At 28.6% G+C, this 19003-nt stretch carries 17 protein-coding genes; 11 read left to right on the top strand and 6 right to left on the bottom strand.

The genetic code is table 11. The features are described from left to right. Nucleotides 1-280 precede the first annotated feature (280 nt). Entirely contained in the window at nt 281-631 is a 351-nt protein-coding gene (locus B3630_RS06355) for a DUF2200 domain-containing protein (RefSeq protein ID WP_346896534.1), read from the top strand. A gap of 154 nt (nt 632-785) precedes the next feature. Here the strand turns inward: B3630_RS06355 and B3630_RS06350 are convergent, their stop codons facing one another. Beyond that, nucleotides 786-2066, bottom strand: coding sequence for a M28 family peptidase (locus tag B3630_RS06350; protein WP_346896532.1), 1281 nt, complete (start codon nt 2064-2066; stop codon nt 786-788). 342 nt (nt 2067-2408) lie between these two features. Between B3630_RS06350 and B3630_RS06345 the strand changes: the two genes are divergently transcribed. Beyond that, nucleotides 2409-3221 carry a DUF2225 domain-containing protein gene (locus tag B3630_RS06345; protein ID WP_346896530.1) on the top strand — a complete coding sequence of 271 codons (813 nt, stop codon included), beginning with the start codon at nt 2409-2411 and terminating at the stop codon, nt 3219-3221. 140 nt (nt 3222-3361) lie between these two features. Here the strand turns inward: B3630_RS06345 and B3630_RS06340 are convergent, their stop codons facing one another. Continuing rightward, complete coding sequence (locus B3630_RS06340; RefSeq protein ID WP_346896528.1) at nt 3362-4684, bottom strand: sodium-dependent transporter; 1323 nt, start codon at nt 4682-4684, stop codon at nt 3362-3364. 538 nt (nt 4685-5222) lie between these two features. On the opposite strand from B3630_RS06340, the gene B3630_RS06335 reads away from it, so the two are divergent. After that, nucleotides 5223-6215 (top strand): DUF4003 family protein, encoded by a 993-nt coding sequence (locus tag B3630_RS06335; protein ID WP_346896526.1) that lies wholly within the window; start codon nt 5223-5225, stop codon nt 6213-6215. Nucleotides 6216-6306: 91 nt separating this feature from the next. Here B3630_RS06335 and B3630_RS06330 read toward each other — a convergent pair whose 3' ends face one another. The 3 genes from B3630_RS06330 to B3630_RS06320 form a co-directional block, all read right to left on the bottom strand. Beyond that, the gene (locus B3630_RS06330) at nt 6307-6753 is read right to left on the bottom strand and encodes a threonine/serine exporter family protein (protein WP_346896524.1); all 447 of its coding nucleotides are present in this window, start codon (nt 6751-6753) and stop codon (nt 6307-6309) included. Continuing rightward, complete coding sequence (locus tag B3630_RS06325) at nt 6753-7535, bottom strand: threonine/serine exporter family protein (protein ID WP_346896522.1); 783 nt, start codon at nt 7533-7535, stop codon at nt 6753-6755. The genes B3630_RS06330 and B3630_RS06325 overlap by 1 nt, the downstream gene beginning before the upstream one ends. Nucleotides 7536-7770: 235 nt before the next feature. Further along, a complete protein-coding gene (locus tag B3630_RS06320) occupies nt 7771-8013 on the bottom strand; it encodes a hypothetical protein (RefSeq protein WP_346896520.1) in 243 nt (80 codons plus the stop codon). Nucleotides 8014-8304: 291 nt separating this feature from the next. Here B3630_RS06320 and B3630_RS06315 point away from each other — a divergent pair, with 291 nt between their 5' ends. From B3630_RS06315 to B3630_RS06300, 4 genes are all read left to right on the top strand, one after another. After that, complete coding sequence (locus B3630_RS06315; protein WP_346896518.1) at nt 8305-8973, top strand: response regulator transcription factor; 669 nt, start codon at nt 8305-8307, stop codon at nt 8971-8973. 170 nt (nt 8974-9143) lie between these two features. Further along, the gene (locus B3630_RS06310; protein WP_346896516.1) at nt 9144-9995 is read left to right on the top strand and encodes a sensor histidine kinase; all 852 of its coding nucleotides are present in this window, start codon (nt 9144-9146) and stop codon (nt 9993-9995) included. A 180-nt stretch (nt 9996-10175) separates the two neighbouring features. Beyond that, the gene (locus B3630_RS06305; protein ID WP_346896514.1) at nt 10176-10928 is read left to right on the top strand and encodes an ABC transporter ATP-binding protein; all 753 of its coding nucleotides are present in this window, start codon (nt 10176-10178) and stop codon (nt 10926-10928) included. Continuing rightward, complete coding sequence (locus B3630_RS06300) at nt 10928-12838, top strand: ABC transporter permease (RefSeq protein ID WP_346896512.1); 1911 nt, start codon at nt 10928-10930, stop codon at nt 12836-12838. The genes B3630_RS06305 and B3630_RS06300 overlap by 1 nt, the downstream gene beginning before the upstream one ends. Before the next feature lie 121 nt (nt 12839-12959). Here the strand turns inward: B3630_RS06300 and B3630_RS06295 are convergent, their stop codons facing one another. Continuing rightward, a complete protein-coding gene (locus B3630_RS06295) occupies nt 12960-13601 on the bottom strand; it encodes an undecaprenyl diphosphate synthase family protein (RefSeq protein WP_346896510.1) in 642 nt (213 codons plus the stop codon). A 161-nt stretch (nt 13602-13762) separates the two neighbouring features. On the opposite strand from B3630_RS06295, the gene B3630_RS06290 reads away from it, so the two are divergent. Genes B3630_RS06290 through B3630_RS06275 form a run of 4 tightly spaced genes read left to right on the top strand, consistent with a single transcriptional unit; the run spans nt 13763 to nt 18723 of the window. Further along, entirely contained in the window at nt 13763-14440 is a 678-nt protein-coding gene (locus B3630_RS06290) for an ABC transporter ATP-binding protein (RefSeq protein ID WP_346896508.1), read from the top strand. Next, nucleotides 14440-16965, top strand: coding sequence for an FtsX-like permease family protein (locus B3630_RS06285; protein ID WP_346896506.1), 2526 nt, complete (start codon nt 14440-14442; stop codon nt 16963-16965). The genes B3630_RS06290 and B3630_RS06285 overlap by 1 nt, the downstream gene beginning before the upstream one ends. 57 nt (nt 16966-17022) lie before the next feature. Then, entirely contained in the window at nt 17023-17700 is a 678-nt protein-coding gene (locus B3630_RS06280; protein WP_346896504.1) for a response regulator transcription factor, read from the top strand. Nucleotides 17701-17703: 3 nt separating this feature from the next. Next, the gene (locus B3630_RS06275) at nt 17704-18723 is read left to right on the top strand and encodes a HAMP domain-containing sensor histidine kinase (RefSeq protein ID WP_346896502.1); all 1020 of its coding nucleotides are present in this window, start codon (nt 17704-17706) and stop codon (nt 18721-18723) included. The last annotated feature ends 280 nt before the right edge of the window (nt 18724-19003 follow it).

Genomic DNA, 19003 nt, shown 5'->3' with positions numbered 1-19003 from the left:
TAGTGTTTCTGCTAAAGCTTATCCCACTGGAATGGTTGATATCTCCTTTATAATAATAAAAAATACTATTGATTTATATTAATAACACAAAAGAGTCCAAATAAATAAAACTCTATAAAAGTTAGTAGTATAATAGGTGTAAGTTCATAGATTCCTAGGATTAGATAAAGCAGACTTAATTTTATAGTAAAATAGAAGTGCAAGCTCACCTCTATTTTTTCATTTTTGAGTAGATATTTTTGTGGTATAATATAAAAAATTGTATAAGGGAGAATTTATTATGAGTAAACATAATATCTATACAATGAGTGTAGCAAAAATCTATCCTTTTTTGGTTACAAAGGCTGAGAAGAAGGGACGTACTAAAGCAGAAGTGGATGAAATCATCTGTTGGCTCACAGGATATAGCCAGGAAGAATTAAAAGCTCAATTGGAAAAACAGATAGCATATGAGACCTTCTTTATGGAAGCTCCTAAGCCGAACCCAGCAAGGGTTTTAATTAAAGGTGTGGTTTGTGGTGTACGAGTGGAAAATATCGAAGAACCAATTATGAAGGAAATTCGCTATCTGGATAAGCTCATCGATGAGTTAGCAAAAGGAAAATCCTTGGATAAGATTTTCAGGAAATAATGATTAAAGTGAAAACAAAAAATACTAATGATATTTTGTAGAACGTGATGGATGAGATTGCCTCGTTATTTACTGCGGATTCAAGAATATCACAAGTAACATAAATTATATAAATAAAGAAGCTTACAGCTGGTGATGTAAGCTTCTTTTCCTATTATTTCTTTTCGGATATTTCTTCTTTTTTAGGGTCTTTATCAAAGTATTCATCTAATTTCTTTCTCATGTTCTCTGGAATCTTTTTCTCTATTGGGAAGGCTACTGAATTTATAACTGATTCACTGAATTCTTTAGTTATAATAGTAGTCAATTCTAAGGCTTCAGCACTTAAATATTCCATAACGTCGTTTCTTGTGTGAATGAAGGCTCCACCCTGTGGTGCAAAACGACAGAAGGTAAGTGATGGGATTCCCACATCAGCAAAGGCTGTAGAATCACTTGAGTATATGTCTTGTTCCACCTTAAGTGGGAAACCTTTAATCTTAGCCATTTGATCAATATAATTAACTAAACTTTGCTCTGCAGTAATCAGAGCCATTTCTTTTCCAAGAACAGAGCCAGCCACGTCTACGTTAATCATTAGAAGGTGTTTTTTAAGCTCTTCCTCGTGATCCTTTAAGTAAGCTTTACTTCCAAGAAGTCCAACTTCTTCAGAGCCATACCACATAAATTTTACAGTTCTCATTGGTGGATTTTCTTTAAAGTGTCTTAGAAGTTCCATTATAATAACTGAACCAGCTCCGTTGTCATATACTCCAGTACTGTAAGGAACACTGTCATAATGAGCACCGAAGGAGATTATCTCCTCAGGGTATTTAGTACCTTCTAAAGTTACCACCACATTTTGAGAAGTTAGCTCTACATCTTCCATGATTATCTCTACATGGATTTTAGAAGTTTTGTTCTTAACCATATGGAAGCAGTCTTTCATACGCATGTTAATTGTAGGTATTCTTCCATGCTGTGTATTCTTTTCACGGATTCTAGCTATAGAAATATCAGTTTTATCTTCTTCATCCATGGCAGTACCAGACATAGTTATATATCCAGCAATACCAGCATCCATAAGTTTCTTATAAAGTTTAGGATTTGGACGAGTATTTATAAGTACAAATTTTCCTTTAAGATCAACTAAATTCACATCCAACCCGTCTTCAATGTATACAAAATCTGCAGTTATTCCACCCTCAGGTGTACCGATTGAGCAGTTATATGGCTCAACCTTATATTCTTTTTCAAAGGGCTCTAAAACCTTTAGTGTAGCTTTTTTAATTACAGAGCTAGGAGCTTTGAAAGACTCTAAGTGTCCTTCATAGTCAATTGAGGATATTTCCTCTAATAAAATGTTAGCAGCTTTTAACTCTTCCTCTGAGCCACTGGCTCTTACAAAACCAATTTTCTTTAGTAATTCAAATTCTCTTTCAGCATTAATCTTCATTATGTTTCCCCCCCTTATTTGTCCATCTAAATATATTATACTAGAGTTGTATGAAAATTGAAAATATAAATATATGTTTCTAAAGCTTGCAAATAACTTACTACAAGATATATATATATGGTAAAATTCAATCAAATTAAGTTAATAATATCTCACAATAATAGCTACTAACCTAATGCTAAATCCATGATGAATTGAAATAAACCTTTATTTTATTATATAAATTTGATATAATATAAATTTATGTTAGTAGAATTACATATATTTAAATACACTTGTTAGTATAGAATGCTATAGCGTATGATAAATGAAGAACATTACTAAAGTAGGGGGCAACTTAGTATGATTAAAATTTTTTCTTCGTTAAAAAGCTTAGGACTTAATTATGAAGACGATATAGAGTTATATACAAAAAAAGAAGATAAATACGATGAAGAAACAAAAGATAAAAAATCAACAAAAATTGATATTAATACATTACTTTATGATAAGAAGGTTACTTGTCCAGTTTGTTTAAAAGCTTTTACATGTAGAGTTGTAAAGGCGTATGTTCCTAAAGTAAAATCAAAAGATACAGATGCTTTTATAAGATATGAGGGGGTAAATCCATATTTTTACGAAGTATTGGTATGTCCAACATGTGGATATGCAGCATTAAAAAGTGATTTTCAGAAAATACAATCCTATAAACGTGAAGTTATACTTGTAAAGATAGGCAATCAATGGCAAGGTAAAGAATATCCTCAAGTTTATAATGAAGAAATCGCAATTGAACGTTATAAACTTGCATTACTAAATGCAGTGCTAGGAGAATTTAAAGATAGTACAAAGGCAATGATTTGCTTGAAAATTGCATGGATGTATAGACTTCTAGAAAATAAAGAAGATGAGAAGGCATTTTTAGAAAGAGCACTTCAAGGATTTGTTATTGCTTATGAAAATGAACGAACTCCAATATACGGATTAAGTATTTATTCTTTACAATATATTATAGGTGAGTTATATAGAAGAATAGGGGATTATACAAATGCTAAACTATGGTTAGGAAGAGTAATCTTAAGCAAGGCAGATCAAAAACTAAAAGATAAAGCTAGAGACATGAGAGATTTAGCAAAAGATTTAGAGATAAAAGCAAATGAAGCTACTTATGAATAGAGATATATGATTGTATATTAATGAGGTATTTAAAAGACTTGTGGTTATCTACTATTAAGTATATAAATTTTAGCTAAGATTATAATAAAGCCTATAGTTTATTTTATAAAAGAAAACTATAGGCTTTATTATATTATATATTAACCAATACCACCGTATATTAATCCTAAAATTATTACAATAATAGTTGTTGGCACAAAAACATATTTTCCAAAATTCATAAACCATATATCAATTTTATATTTTGATCCTAAATTTAACTGAGCTAGAGTCTCATCTCTATCAAGTATGTAGAAGAATACAACAGCAGTAATTAATGCACCCAATGGAGATAGTACTATAGTAATAAAATTTGTGAAATTGTTAAATAAAGGGCTACTTAAACTTAACGGTATAGCTAGTATAAAAGCTGAAATAGCAGTAATATAAGTGGTCTTCTTTCTACCCCATTTAGTTAAATTCATAATTGCTTCTACGGGACCCTCTAACATAGCGATAGAAGATGAAATAGAGGCAAAAATAATACTTAAGAAGAATAAAGCACTTAATACTTGCCCAAGTTTCATAGTCTGGAATATACTTGGTACAGTTACAAATAGTAAAGCAGGTCCAGAGGTAGGGTTTAGACCTAAAGCAAATACTGCTGGCATTATTACAAAGGCAGCAAGGATAGCAGCTAAAGTATCAAAGGACGCTGTAGTTATAGCACAAGTAGGTATATCAAAATTTTCATCTGTATAGCTACCACACATAACCATACAACATCCTGTTAAGGATACTGTGAAAAAAGCTTGTCCAAGAGCCATAACCCAAGTACTTGGATTTAAAAGGTATGACCAATCAGGAGTAAGGAGATACTTCACACCCTCCATGGAATCTGGTAGACTTAATGATTTGGCAATTAGAAGTATAAATATAATAAATAATAAAGGTATAATGATTTTATTTATTTTTTCTATACCCTTAGAAATTCCAAAACTAACTATTATTAAAGTTATAACAACAGCTAAACCATGCCAAAATACTGTAATATTACTATTTATAAAAGTAGTGAAGTAAGACTCTATATTTATAGTTAGTATCTCACCAGATAAACTTATGAAAAAATATTTTAATACCCAACCAATAACAACGGTATAGAACATAAATATACCAGTTAGTCCTAGGGTTGGAATTATAGATATAATAGAGCCATGTTTAATATTTCTTTCTTTGAATACCTTTTTAAGTGCACCCATTGACCCTATTCTAAACTGTCTACCAAAAGAAAACTCAGCAATTAACCCAACTGTTCCTAGTAGTACTACGAAAATAAAATATGGAATTAAGAATGCAGCACCACCATTTTCACCTAATCTATAAGGGAACATCCATATGTTTCCTAATCCAATAGCAGCTCCAACACATGAAAGAATAAATCCAAATTTACTAGAGAATTTTTCTCTGTTTTTAGCGTTTTGCAATTTTATTACCTCCTAGAAATATGATATAAAATATTTATAATAATAAAAAAGACTCATAGTTTATACTATGAGACCCTTAACCTAGGATATAAAAAGCCTCATAGTTTATCTATGAGGCTAAATTTATTGCAACATAAACTCTTTAGCTATCATAGATACAAAACACTCCATTGGTGTGGTTTGTATCTATGATAATTGTTATATAGACACAAACCTATCTAAAAAAGCTAAAGAAAAAGTCATTATTTAATTTTGAAATTGATAGGTTCGTTTTTAAATTCATAATCTTATCTCCTAATACGATATTTTATGTTATGTATCATATCATTGAAAAATATAGAAGTCAATAGATAGATACAGAATATATATTACTATAGTTATACCTATGAATAAAATATAGAAGAGTAGAATTTAAAATGCTATAATAAATTATATGGAAATACAGTAATTATTTATAAAAATTATTATAACAATCATATTATAGAGTAGGAATCAGGATTATAGTCAATATGAGAAATTAAAGGAGAATATTAAAATAATGAATACTAGAATCGAAAACAGATTAGATATATTTGCAGATTATACAATGCAATTAGGTAAAGTAATGAAATGGGATTATAAACTGTCACATATGTTATGTTCAATGCTATATACCAATGAGGAACGTATATTAGATGCAAATCGTATAAAAGAAATGAGAGAATACATTAAAAAGAATACAGGAATATTTTCTAGTTTTAAAGGGACTACTCTCCCAATAATAGCAACAATACTATCTTTAGATGAAAATCCAGAGAGATTATTTACGGAAACTAAAATGTTATATGATAAAATGAAACAGCAGAATTTTCGGGGGTCCGAGTATCTTACCATTGCGGCAATGCAGGTTGCTAAAATAAAAACTGAATGTGAATACAATAGAATTATTAGTCGTATGAAGGAGTTTTATGATAGATTACGTAAAGTACACCCATTTTTAACAAGTAAAGATGATTATATTTATGTTGCAATGGTGGCAATGACAGATATTGATTTGGAATTGGCAATGAGACGTGTAGTAACAATAGAAGATAGATTAAGACCAACCCTTGGCGGAGGAAATGATATGCAGGCCTTGGCACTTGTGTTACTTCTTGCAGATAATGACGATGATGAATTATGTAAGAAGGTTTTAGAGTTATATAAGTGCTTAAAGGATAAGAAGTATAAATTACGTTATAACGGAACAATGTCAACTCTTGGAGTTCTTGCCATGACTTCTAATGATATGAACCTTATAGCAGAAGAATTAGTGAATGGTGCAGAATACTTAAAAGATAAAAAAGGGTTTGGAGCATTTTCCATTAGTAAAGTGCAACGTGCTATGTTTTCTGCAAATTTTATAGCACTTCAATATGTTGGTGACATGAAGAATAATCTATTAGAAGGAACCATATCTAATAATATTACTAATATTATTATTGCACAACAGATGGCAACCATTGCAGCAACTATGGCAGCAACCTCAGCAGCGGCGAGTTCAGCAAATTAGAAATATAAAAAGTCTATACACATAAAAGTCTGTTGAAGTAAATAATTAAACTTAACAGACTTCTTTATTTTTAAATTTTTTAATAGGTAATTTATATTTTACTGCGTTTACATTTATAATTGGTTAAATGATAGACAACAACTGAAACTACAATAATTCCAACAGCAATCCCTAAGGAGGTTTTAAGTGTATTAAGAGCGTAAAGATCAAATTTTATTTTATTTCCAGCTAAAGCATAACTCATAGAATAGTATAAGCTGCCACCAGGTACAAGAGGTACGATAGATGGCAATAAAAATACAGTTGTAGGTGCTTTATGAATTCTAGCTAAGAATTCAGAGTATGCTGTACCTAGAATTGAGGCTATCATGTTAGATATAAAAATATCATTCCAATAATAAAAGGAAAGTAAATAGATACACCAAGTAATAATACCACCAATAGATGCATAGAATATTCTTTCCTTTTTTATATTAAATAATAAGGCAAATCCTAGGCTACCTATGTAAGCAGTAATGATTTGAATTAAATACTTCATTATTGCAATATACCTCCTAATATAATCAATGAAATAGCAAAACCACAGGCAATAGCTATGGCAATTAATATGGATTCAGTTAATCGTAATAGGCCAGCTATAATATCACCACAAAGCATATCGCGAACGGAATTTATTAATGGAATTCCGGGAATAAGAAGCATAATATCTCCTATAATAATTTTATCAACATTAGAGCCTATTCCTATTTTAGTAAATAAAATTGCAGCTAGCCCAGTAATAATTGAGCAAACAAAGGTATATATTAATTGATTAATGCTTTCTCTTTTGATAAAAGTATCAATAAGGAATATAAGTATACCAATGATTGCAGTAGCAACAGCATCTATAAGATTACCACCAAAAAAGATAGAAAATCCACTAGAAGCTAATATGTATCCTAGGCAGGAACTCCACCTTATACTGGGTTCACTTACTGATAGTTGTTGTATTTTATCCTTTATTTCATTGAAAGAAGGTTTAGTTTGACATATATATCTAGATAAGGAGTTAAGCCTCTCAAGTTGACTAAGGTCTGTTCCATAGGAGTAAATCCTTCGTGTTTGTGTTAGAGTTTCTTCATTACTAGTTTTTATTGTAGCTATAATTAATGATCTTATTGAAAAAACATCTATACGATCAATTTCATAAACCTTACAAATACGAATAATTGTATCTTCAACACGATTAGTTTCACCACCAACTCGTAGCATATGCTCACCAATATCTAAGGAAAGGCTTAGTATTTTGGACGCTTCAATTGTAATTTCATTCTCCTTCATAAATATCTCCTTTAAGTTAGTTTATATTCCCATATCTATAATATTAGAATATAAATATTATTACAATGAGATAATTCTAATAAGTTTAATTTATGTATTTAAAATACAAATAGATGTTAGTCAGAATTAAAATGTTAAAGAAAAAAATCAAAACACCTGAATAGTATTTTAACTAATCAGGTGTTTCTTTATATTGATTTATGAATTACCACAAGTGTGAAAATTACTTAAGTTACTACCAGAATAATCCACGTCTACAGCAGTTGTTTCCAAAGCCACCAAAACCGCCACAACCCAATAATACCAACCATATTAGCCATTGGTTATTATTACAATCACAACCAAAATTAGAATTGCAATTACGGTTTGAAAATCCTGTACAACAAGAGGTTGGACATCTGTCACAACATGAATGTATATTACAACAACAGCAGCAATCACATTTACAATTAGAATGACGTCTTCTATGACTACTCATATATATTACCTCACTTTTTATATTTACTCCTAAGATTATGTTTTGGGAGTATGTAATATAAAAGGAATTTGAAATACACTAAAATAAATACATATGATTTATAAAGATGTATCTCACTATTATGATATGAAGATATTGAATTTAAGTTACAGGATAATGATGATTAAAGTTGACAGGTGTAAATGATTAAGTAAAATAAGGAATATTTTAATGAGTTTGTTTTTATTGTATAATGTAATAAATGTAAGTAGTGTTTTATATTTAAATATAAAAAGATAAGAAGGAGAAAGTATGAAGGAAATATTATTAGTGGAGGATGATTTAGATTTATCAAAGGAATTGTCTTTATCATTAAGTAAATGGGGATTTAAAGCAAACGTAATAGAAAATTTTGATAGGATACTAAAGGAGTTTATAGAAAAAAATCCACAGCTAGTAATAATGGATGTTAACTTGCCTTATTATGATGGCTTTTATTGGTGTAAGAAAATTAGAGAGGTTTCAAAGGTACCTATAATATTTTTATCATCAAGAGATTGTAATATGGATCTGGTTATGGGAATTAATAATGGTGGAGATGATTATATTACAAAACCATTTTCCATGGAAGTTTTAATAACTAAAATAAATGCATTACTTAGAAGGACATATGATTATGCAGGAAATGATTCCATAATGTATTACAATAATGCAGTTTTAGATATGGAGAGATGTACATTTAAATATGGTAATAATATTATTGAGTTAACCAAAAATGAAATTAAGATATTGTCTGTGTTAATTAAAAGCAGGGGTAAGATTGTCTCTAGAGATAGGCTTATGATGAGCCTTTGGAATGATGACGAATTTGTTAGTGATAACACATTAACGGTTAACGTAACAAGGCTTAGGAATAAGATTAAAGAAATTGGGCTTGATGACTTTATTAAAACAAAGAAGGGTATTGGATATATGGTTTAATGAACACAGGAAGATTTATTAATGAAAAATTATTAAATATAATATGCTTTATAACTGTATTTATAGTATTAAATTTATTTTTATTCTGTTTAACTTCATTTAGAAACAACTTGAAAGATTTAATATATGTAGATTTTATTATTACGAGCATATATTTAGTGTTTTTATTTATGGAATATAGTAAGTGGAAAAAAGTATATAGAGAAGTATATAAGTTAATGAATGATAATAAAGAGATTTTAATTAATGATATTAATGGTGAATCATTAGAAGAGGAAATAATGTCTTATATCATTAGAAGTAAAGATTATAATAAGTATAAAAGCATAAAATTATATGAAGAAAATTTAAGTGATATGGAAGAGTATATTTCTAAATGGGTACATGAAATAAAGATTCCTATAAGTGCATTAAATATAATATCAGAGAGAATAGAAGATGGAGATATAGGACATAGCGTAAAAAATGAGGTTGAGAAGATTAATTTTTTAGTAAATTCAGTTATGTATGGGAGCCGGTCTACCGCTTCAGCTGAAGATATATTTCTTAAAGAAGAAATATTACAGGATATAGTAAAACAAAGTGTAAAAAATAATGCCTTCTTTTTAATTAAAAATAATATAGAAATTGAAATAAAAGATTTAAATTATAATATTTATACTGATAAGAAGTGGTTAGCTTATATTTTGGATCAAATTATTAATAATTCTATTAAATATATAAAAGGGCAGGGGAAGATACAATTTTATGTTAAAAATAATGAAAAGTATGTAGAATTGTACATCAAAGATAATGGAATAGGAATATCTAAAGAAGATATAGACAGAGTTTTTAACAAAGGTTTCACAGGAACTAACGGAAGAAATACCACATATAAATCTACTGGTATGGGTTTATACTTCTCTAAAAAAATAATAGATAGATTGGAACATAAAATAGAGATTGAATCAATTCAAGGAGAATACACTATTTTAAAAATAAGATTTTATAAAATATCAGATTATCTAAAAAGCTTGACTTAATTAAAGAGTTATCTATGTAATGGCGTTACAATTAATCCTCAATGTTACCAAAATGTAACCTTAGAACTTTAAAAGTAACTTTAAGCAAAGGAAAACCAATATAAAAACTATTATAATTAAATTAAAGATTAGATATTGATCTAAAAATAATTAAGTGTGATTATATTGGAGGAAAAAGCAGTGAAAGAAATATTGAAATTAAATGACGTAGATAAGGAATATGGAATTAAAGGATTTAGGAATAAGGTTTTAAAAAAGGTTTCTCTTACAGTTAATGAAGGAGATTTTATTTCTATAATGGGGCCTTCAGGAGCCGGAAAAAGTACTTTGCTAAACTTAATATCTACACTGGATAAACCAACTAAAGGTGAAATAATGCTAGATGGAGTAGATATAACTAAAATTAAAAATAAAGAATTATCTAAACTTAGAAGAGATAATATAGGTTTTATATTTCAAGACTATAATCTTTTGGACAATATGAATTTAATGGATAATATAGCATTACCCCTTGCATTAGGGAAGAAAAAAAGTAAGGAGATAGAGGACAGAGTTATAAAAATTGCAGATTTATTTGGACTTAAAGAGCACTTGAGAAAATATCCTTATGAGTTATCTGGTGGACAAAAACAAAGGGGAGCTGCTACTAGAGCTTTAATAACAAAGCCTAAGGTTATATTTGCTGATGAACCCACGGGGGCTTTAGATTCAAAGTCATCTTCAGATTTACTAGAATGTTTGAATAGGGTAAACAAAGAGGAAAGGGCCACAATTATAATGGTTACTCACGATGCATTATGTGCCAGTTATTCAGATAGAGTTTACATATTAAATGATGGAGAAATAAAATGTCAATTGAATAAGGGTGCAAATAGAAAAGAGTTTTATGGAAGGATAATAGATTTATTAGCATCTTTAGGAGGTGCGAAGTAATGAGTATTTTCCAAATAGCTTATAACAACTTTAAAAACAACATAAAGGTATATACTATGTTCTTTATTTCAATGGTATTTTCTGTAGTTATCCTAAGTAATTTTATGATACTAATGGATGGAGATGCTTTGCAGTATTTAGGTACTTTAAATGAGAAATATACAAAACTACTATTACAGATGTTAACTTCAATACTTGTAATATTTATGTTTTTCTTCATATGGTACTCATCAAATATATTTTTGAGAAATAGAAAAAAGGAGATTGGTATTTATACTTTTATGGGGCTAGACTCTGCTACAATTGGGGAGATTTATTTCATTGAGATTATGCTTATTGGATTAAGTTCATGTTTTCTTGGTACAGGAATAGGTATTATATTATCTAAATTTTTTCAAATGATAGTGTTTAAGTTAGCAGAATTTAATATAAATGTTACTTTTAATGTAACAGTAAATTCAATAGTGTATACAGTTTTAATATTCCTTGGAATATTTTTATTTATGAGCGTAAAAGGATTTATAAGTATTATTAAAAGTAATGTGATAGACCTATTAAATGATAGTAAGAAGACGGAAAAAATGCCTAAGATAAATTGGAAGATATATATAGCTTCGTTTGTTTCATTAATGTTAATTATAGCTGGATATTATCTAATACTTCATAATAAAATGAATGCAGTTACTACATTACTTCTAGTTTGTCTAGGTACTTATGGACTATTTGGGACTGTGTTACCAGTTGTATTTGATTTTTTTATTAAAAGAAAATCTATTTTATATAATGGACAGAATATAATAACTATTAATAATTTAGCTTATAGATTAAAGAAAAATTATACAACTTATGCAACTATAGCAATTCTTACAGCTTGTACAGTAACAGTACTGGGGACATCAGTTGCAATGAGAGCATCATATAGTGAATCAGATGCTAATAATAGATTATATTCAATATCTTTCTCTTCATCAAATGAAATAACAAGTAAAGAAAAAATTAAAGATATCTTATCTGTAGTTGGAGAGGAAGAGTATGAATTAAATACTAAAGTATTAAAAGCCAAAGAGACTCTTAAAGATGTACCTGATTATAATAATAGTAATTATATAATAGTATCATATAACCAATTAGTTAATATATTAAATACTAATAGAAATAAAGATACCTTAAATAAAATAAATGAAGAGATGGTTAAAGGCGATCAAGTAATTTTAATTGAGAAGCCAGGAACCATAGCTAGTCTTTATAGCTATGATAATATAACTGTAAATGATATTAAATTTAAGGTGAGTGAAAGTAAGTTTAGGTTACGTACTTTTGGTCCAGAATTAAATTTTAGAACTATTGTTGTAAATGATGAAAATTATGAGAGAATAAAATCTAATAGTAAATTAGTTAATTTCTATGGAATTAAGGTAAATAATGAAGAAGAGTTTCTTAATATGAAAAAATTAGAACCTATGCTGGATGAGCTGAGTAAACATATTGATATAGAAACAACTCATGCTACCTTGGGTATATATGAAAGTAAAAGAATTGAGTGGATGAAAGGTATTTATGCAATAGGAGCATTTTTATTTTTAGTATTTATTTTAGCAGAAGCTAGTATAATCTATATTAGGATATACAGTGATGCCAATGAAGATAAAAGTAAATATAAAATATTATTGAATATTGGAGCATCTAATAAAGAATTAAGAAAATCTATAAATAAAGAGATTTTATTATTTTATGTAATACCAGTATTAGTAGGTCTAGTTCATAGCTACTTTGCTATTAGAACACTGGGAGACTTTATGTCCATAGATTTAAAGAGTACTTATATTATAAGTGTATTAGTAAGTATGCTTATATTTGGAGTTAGTGCAATTATTTCAATGAAGACATTTAAAAATATAGTAAAGGTATAAAATATTACATTTATAACTTTCAGTTCATTCATAAATAGGGAATATTAGATTTAAAGTTTTGAATAAGATAAAAAGATATTTAAAGTGAATTACTTTAAATATCTTTTTTATTGAACTTATTTTAACCACCAAGGGTAACATCTTGTTCATTGTACCAATCTAAAGCATTGTAGAAGTCTATAGAAGTAAAATTCGGCCAATAGGTGTCTATTACGTAAAAATCAGAATAAACAGACTGAATTGGTAAGAAACCACTGAGTCTTCTTCTACCTCCCCATCTTATTATTAGATCAATTCTAGAAATATCCTCTGAATGTATATAGGGTAGAATATGTTTATTAGAGGACTTGGATTCTTTTAATAGATTTAAGTCCCACTCCCATCCATAATGGATTAGAAAGTTTACTTTAATACCGCCATTACCAAATTTTTTTCTAGTTGTAAAGGGAATTAAAGCCGTAGGAAAAGTACTTGATTCAGTATTTCCAATAACTAAAATTTCACAATCCTCCTTTGTTAAAAGCATGACAGAATCAATGCAAGCTTGTATAAAAGCAAGCTTTTGCTCAGAGGGACGTTTGGTATTGTCTATAGTAAAACCGTAAAATGTCAACTCTTTTATATTTTCTTTTTGGCAAAGTTTAAATACTTCAAGACCAGGATTTATGCCATGTTCATATCCTTTATCTTTGGTCAGATTATTAAGTAAAGCCCAGCGTCTGTTGCCATCAGGAATTATTCCAATATGATTTGGTATTCTCATATGATCTCAATTAACCTCCGTAAAAATTAAAATTATAATACTATGTTTTCCTTAAAAATATAAAATAAACATAGATAAAAAATACTATTTTGTAAGAAGGTTGTAAGAAGTTAATGATAATATACAATATATAGGAAATAATTATTATGGAGTGATTAAAGATGATTATGTTAAGAGCAGATAAGCTAATCAAAATTTATGGAGAGGAACCCAATATAGTTAAAGCACTAGATGATGTAAGTATAGATATAAATGAAGGGGAATTTATAGCAATAATAGGTACATCAGGTAGTGGTAAGTCTACTTTGCTTAATATGTTAGGGGGCTTAGATAGACCGACTAGTGGTGATGTTCATATACTAGAAAAGAAATTAAGTGCTATGAAGGATGAAGAACTTACAATTTTCAGAAGAAGAAATATAGGATTTATATTTCAAAATTATAATCTAGTGCCAATATTAAATGTTTATGAAAACATAGTACTTCCTATAGAGTTAGATGGAGTAAAGATTGATAAGGAATATGTAGATTCAATTATTGATACTTTAGGATTAAAAGAAAAACTCACTAATATGCCTAACAACTTATCAGGGGGACAGCAGCAGAGAGTTGCAATTGCAAGAGCACTAGCGACAAAACCTGCAATAATATTAGCAGATGAACCAACGGGAAACCTAGACAGTAAAACAAGTATGGATGTTATTGGACTTTTAAAGATGACTAGCAGTAAATTTAATCAAACTATGGTCATGATTACTCATAATGAAGAAATTGCACAGCTTGCTGACAAAGTTATTAGAATAGAAGATGGTAAGGTAGTAGTAAGAGGTGATAGGTAATGATATTTGAAAATAATAACAAGGAAGTAGTTAAGAGAATAACTAAGAGATCTCTTAAAACTAATAAAACAAGAAATATATTTGCTATTGTGGCTATAATTTTAACAACTTTTATGATTTCCACAGTTTTTAGTATAGGCATTAGTTTCGCTAAAAACTATAGGGTACTAAATTTACGTATGCAAGGTACAACGGCTACTACAACTTTAAAAGGAGCAACCAATGACCAATATGAAAAATTAAAGAAACTAGATATATTTAAAAGTTTAGGATATGAAATTAATGTAGGTAGGGTTAAGGCAGATTCTTTAGAGAAGAATAAAACAAAAATAAATATGGAATATCATGATAAAGTAGATTGGGAAAACCAAATAACTCCTTGTATAAGCGATATTGAAGGAGAATATCCTAATGAAGAAAATCAGATTATGGCATCTACAAAAGCATTAGAATTTTTGAATTTAAAAGATGTTAAAATAGGGGACAAAATAAAAGTTTCCTATGAAACAAAGAGTGGGTCAAAAGAGTCGGAATTTTTGTTAAGCGGGTATTATACTAACTATGATATTGTTCAAGATACAGGATATTTAATGGTTTCAGAAGAATTTATAAACAAAAACAATCTATCCTTGGAGAATGATGGAATTGCTCTTATGACTTTAAAGAGTAGTGAAAAGGATAGTGCACCCGATATTTTAGGTTCGAAAATTCAGTGTAAACAAGGACAAGAGTTCCAATATAGCTATGATATAAGTGAAGAGTCATCAAGTGCTGCAATTGCAACTGTAATTACAATAATAATAATAGCATTATTTATAGTGCTAAGTGGATACTTACTTATTTACAATGTTATGTATATATCCGTAATCAAGGATATTAATTTTTATGGTCTTATGAAAACTATAGGAACATCACCACGACAAATAAAAAAAATCGTTAAGGGGCAAATTTTAAGATTATCTAGAATGGGTATTCCTGTAGGCTTAATACTAGGAGCTATATTTTCTTTTTTTATTGTACCAATAGTTATGGGTGCTCTTAAGAATGGAAGATACAATGAAAGCGCAATGCCAGCTAATGTATCCTTTAATCCTCTAATTTTTGTTGGAGCGGCACTATTTGCACTATTAACAGTAATACTAAGTTGTAATAAGCCAGCTAAAGTTGCTAGTAGTATTTCACCAACGGAAGCTTTAAGATATTCTGGAACAAAGGTAAAGAAACAAAAGAAAAGTAGAAAATCAACTAATGGAGGAAAGCTTTATAAAATGGCTTGGTATAACGTTTTCCGTGATAAAAAACGTGCGATAGTTGTATTTCTTTCATTATTCATGGGTATTATAACTTTTCTCAGTATCAATACATTTCTAGATAGCCTTGGGGTAGATAATTTTATAAATAGGTATAATAAAAATGATTTTGAAATTCAAAATATTAATACTGATAAGGAGAAGTTAGATGAAAATTTAGTAGATAATATTAAAAGTTTGCAAGGAATTAAAAATGTAGCTATAACAAAAGTAAGTATGGGTGAGTTAGACATGACTAATAACTTCTTTTTACCTTTAATTGAAGAAGAACATATAAAAAGAGGAATATCTCAAGAAGAATTAAACGCATTTTTAAATAAAATTAAAGAAGAACCTAATATATATTCTAGTTGGATTCTTGGAATAGATGATGAAATTATAGAGAGATACAATGAATATGCTGATTATAAAATAGATATAGAAGAATTTAAAAAAGGGAGCTTAGCTTTAATTCAGCCAAGATTTTATGACGGAAAGGATAAGTCACCTTATACTGAATTGAAAGGTAAAAATTTCAATATGAAAGATAAAGGGGTTACTGCTAGATATAAAGCACAAATTATTAGTGATGCTAATGGAGACCTACCTTATGGCTTAGGTGGAGTAGTGGGTGCACCAACAATTTATATTAGTAATTCAGCTATGGAGAAATTAGATAAAGATGCAGTATATTACTTATTACAAATAAATGTTGAGGATGCATATGAATCTGAAATTAAACAAGAATTAAAGACATTAACTAATAATCGTGGTTTATGGTTAGAATCCAAAAGTGATATTAGAGAAGAATTTAGTAGTACATCAATGGTAATGAAAATATTTGGGGGAGGAATTTCTGGCATTCTTATATTAATTGGAATTTTAAACTTTATAAATGTAATGATTACAGGAGTTAATGTTAGACTAAAGGAATTTGCGGTGATGGAAAGCGTGGGTATGACTAAGAAACAAATTAAAAAGATGCTTACTGTTGAAGGAGCATATTATGCAAGTATAACTACTTTATTTATTTTAACTTTGGGAATGGGAATTATATACGGAATAGCAGAGTTAACAAAGAAAATGGCAGATTATGCAGAGTTTGTATTTCCTACAGTGCCACTATTAACTTTAGTAGTATTTATATTTTTAGTATGCTTAATTACACCTTGCGTTGTATTTGAAACATCTTCAAAGAAAAGTGTAATAGAACGTATAAGAGAAACAGAAAATTAATTTAAGTGGCAGATTTATACAATCTGCCACTTTTGTTATAATGGAAAAAGAGGTGGTATGATGAGGACAATTCTAATAATTGAAGATGATAAAATTCTTAATAGGGGTGTTACCTTTGCATTAAGAAAAGAGGGATATAATATACTCTCGGCTTATACAAAAGAGGATGGAAAGAATTTAATTTTAAGTAATGAAATTGACTTTTTGTTACTTGATGTAAATTTACCTGATGGAAGTGGACTGAAGTTATGTGATGACATTAGGAAAACAGTTAATTTCCCCATTGTACTTTTTACTGCTAACGATACAGAAGAGGATATGGTGAAGGGATTTGAAAGTGGTTGCGACGATTATTTAGCAAAGCCATTCTCCTTAGAAGTATTAAAGCATAAAGTTAATGCTATATTAAGAAGGCAGTCAGTTGATACTAAAGATATTTTTCAATATAAGGATTTAAAAGTAGATTTTTATAGAAAATCTGTTTTTGAAAGAATGAATGAAATTAATTTAACTAGAACTGAATATAAGCTTTTAGAACTACTTGTTAGAAATAAAGGAAAGGTGATGACTAAGGGAATGCTTCTAGAAAAGCTTTGGGATGTTAAGGGTAATTTTGTAGATGAAAATACTTTGAGTGTAAACATAAGACGTATTCGCAAGAAAATAGAATCAGATTCTAAAAATCCTAAGTATATTATTACGGTTTTTGGTATTGGATATGTGTTTGGAGAATAGTATATGAGAAGTAATTTTTATAATATAAAAAAGATGTTTCAAATAGCAATTATATTAATTTGTTTAGTATTCACTACCTTTATAGCTATTGAAATGAAGAATACTAAGGTTATTATTGCTTCCATTCTTTTTTCAATAATAATTATTTTAGTATTTTATATATATGAAAGACTATTTGAAAGTTATATGAAAGATATACTTGTAAAGCTTTCTGATATGTTAGCAACAATGGCTGATATGAAGGAGAAAGAGGTATTTTCTATAGTTGAAGATTCGATTTTTTCGAAACTTCAATCACAAACTATTAGGTTAACTCGAATTTTGAAGGCTCAAAACAAACAAATAGAAGATGATAAGAATGAAATAAAAGCGTTGATTTCTGATATATCTCATCAGTTAAAAACACCACTGACAAATGTAAAAATGTATGGAGAGTTACTTCAGGGCAATAATTTGACAGAAGACGAGGAAATAGAGTTTCATGAAATAATGATGAATTCTTTAAATAAGCTTAGTTTTTTAGTGGAAAGTATGATTAAAATGTCTAGGCTAGAGAGTGGAGTGATTCAGCTAAAACCATCATATGAAAGCTTAAATGAAACTATATTATTAGCAATAGGCCAAATTCGTAAAAAGGCAGAAAATAAAAATATAACTCTAGAACTAAATGAAAAAGATAAAGTTATAATTTTGCACGATAGAAACTGGACAACAGAGGGTGTATTTGATATTCTGGAAAATGCAGTAAAGTATACAAGAGAAAATGGAACAATTAATATTACCATACAAAGTTATGAAATGTTTGTAAGAATAGATATACAAGACAATGGTATAGGGATTAGCGAAGAGGAACTACCTAAAATATTTAGTAGATTTTATAGAGGAAAGAATGTTGGAGATTCTGAAGGGATTGGTATAGGACTGTATTTAACAAGGGAAATTATTTCAAAGCAGGGTGGGTATATTAAAGTAAAATCAGATGATGAATGTACTGTGTTTTCAGTATTTTTACCTGTTAAGTAAATTATTATCTAATAAGATAAATTAACATTTTTAATGATTCAACAAAAAATAGTTTGCAGAGGAAATGGAGTGTTCTAATGAGAATTATTTTTTTAATTATTTTATAGGAGATTAATTATTAAATATTTTTACAAATGATAAAGGTGATTCAATGGACATATTAAATAGCAGTATAGGTATTATATTTATTTCATCTTTAGCTTCTGTATTATACTACTTTGAGATAATGCAATTTGTGTAAATATAATAGGTGACCTTTAACAAAAAACTGCAGCTACAA

This window comes from Clostridium sp. UBA7503, assembly GCF_002477055.1.
GTDB classification, from domain to species: domain Bacteria; phylum Bacillota; class Clostridia; order Clostridiales; family Clostridiaceae; genus Clostridium_J; species Clostridium_J sulfidigenes.
The sequence above is the reverse complement of the archived record's forward strand: the minus strand, read 5'-3'. Positions and strand labels throughout refer to the sequence as shown.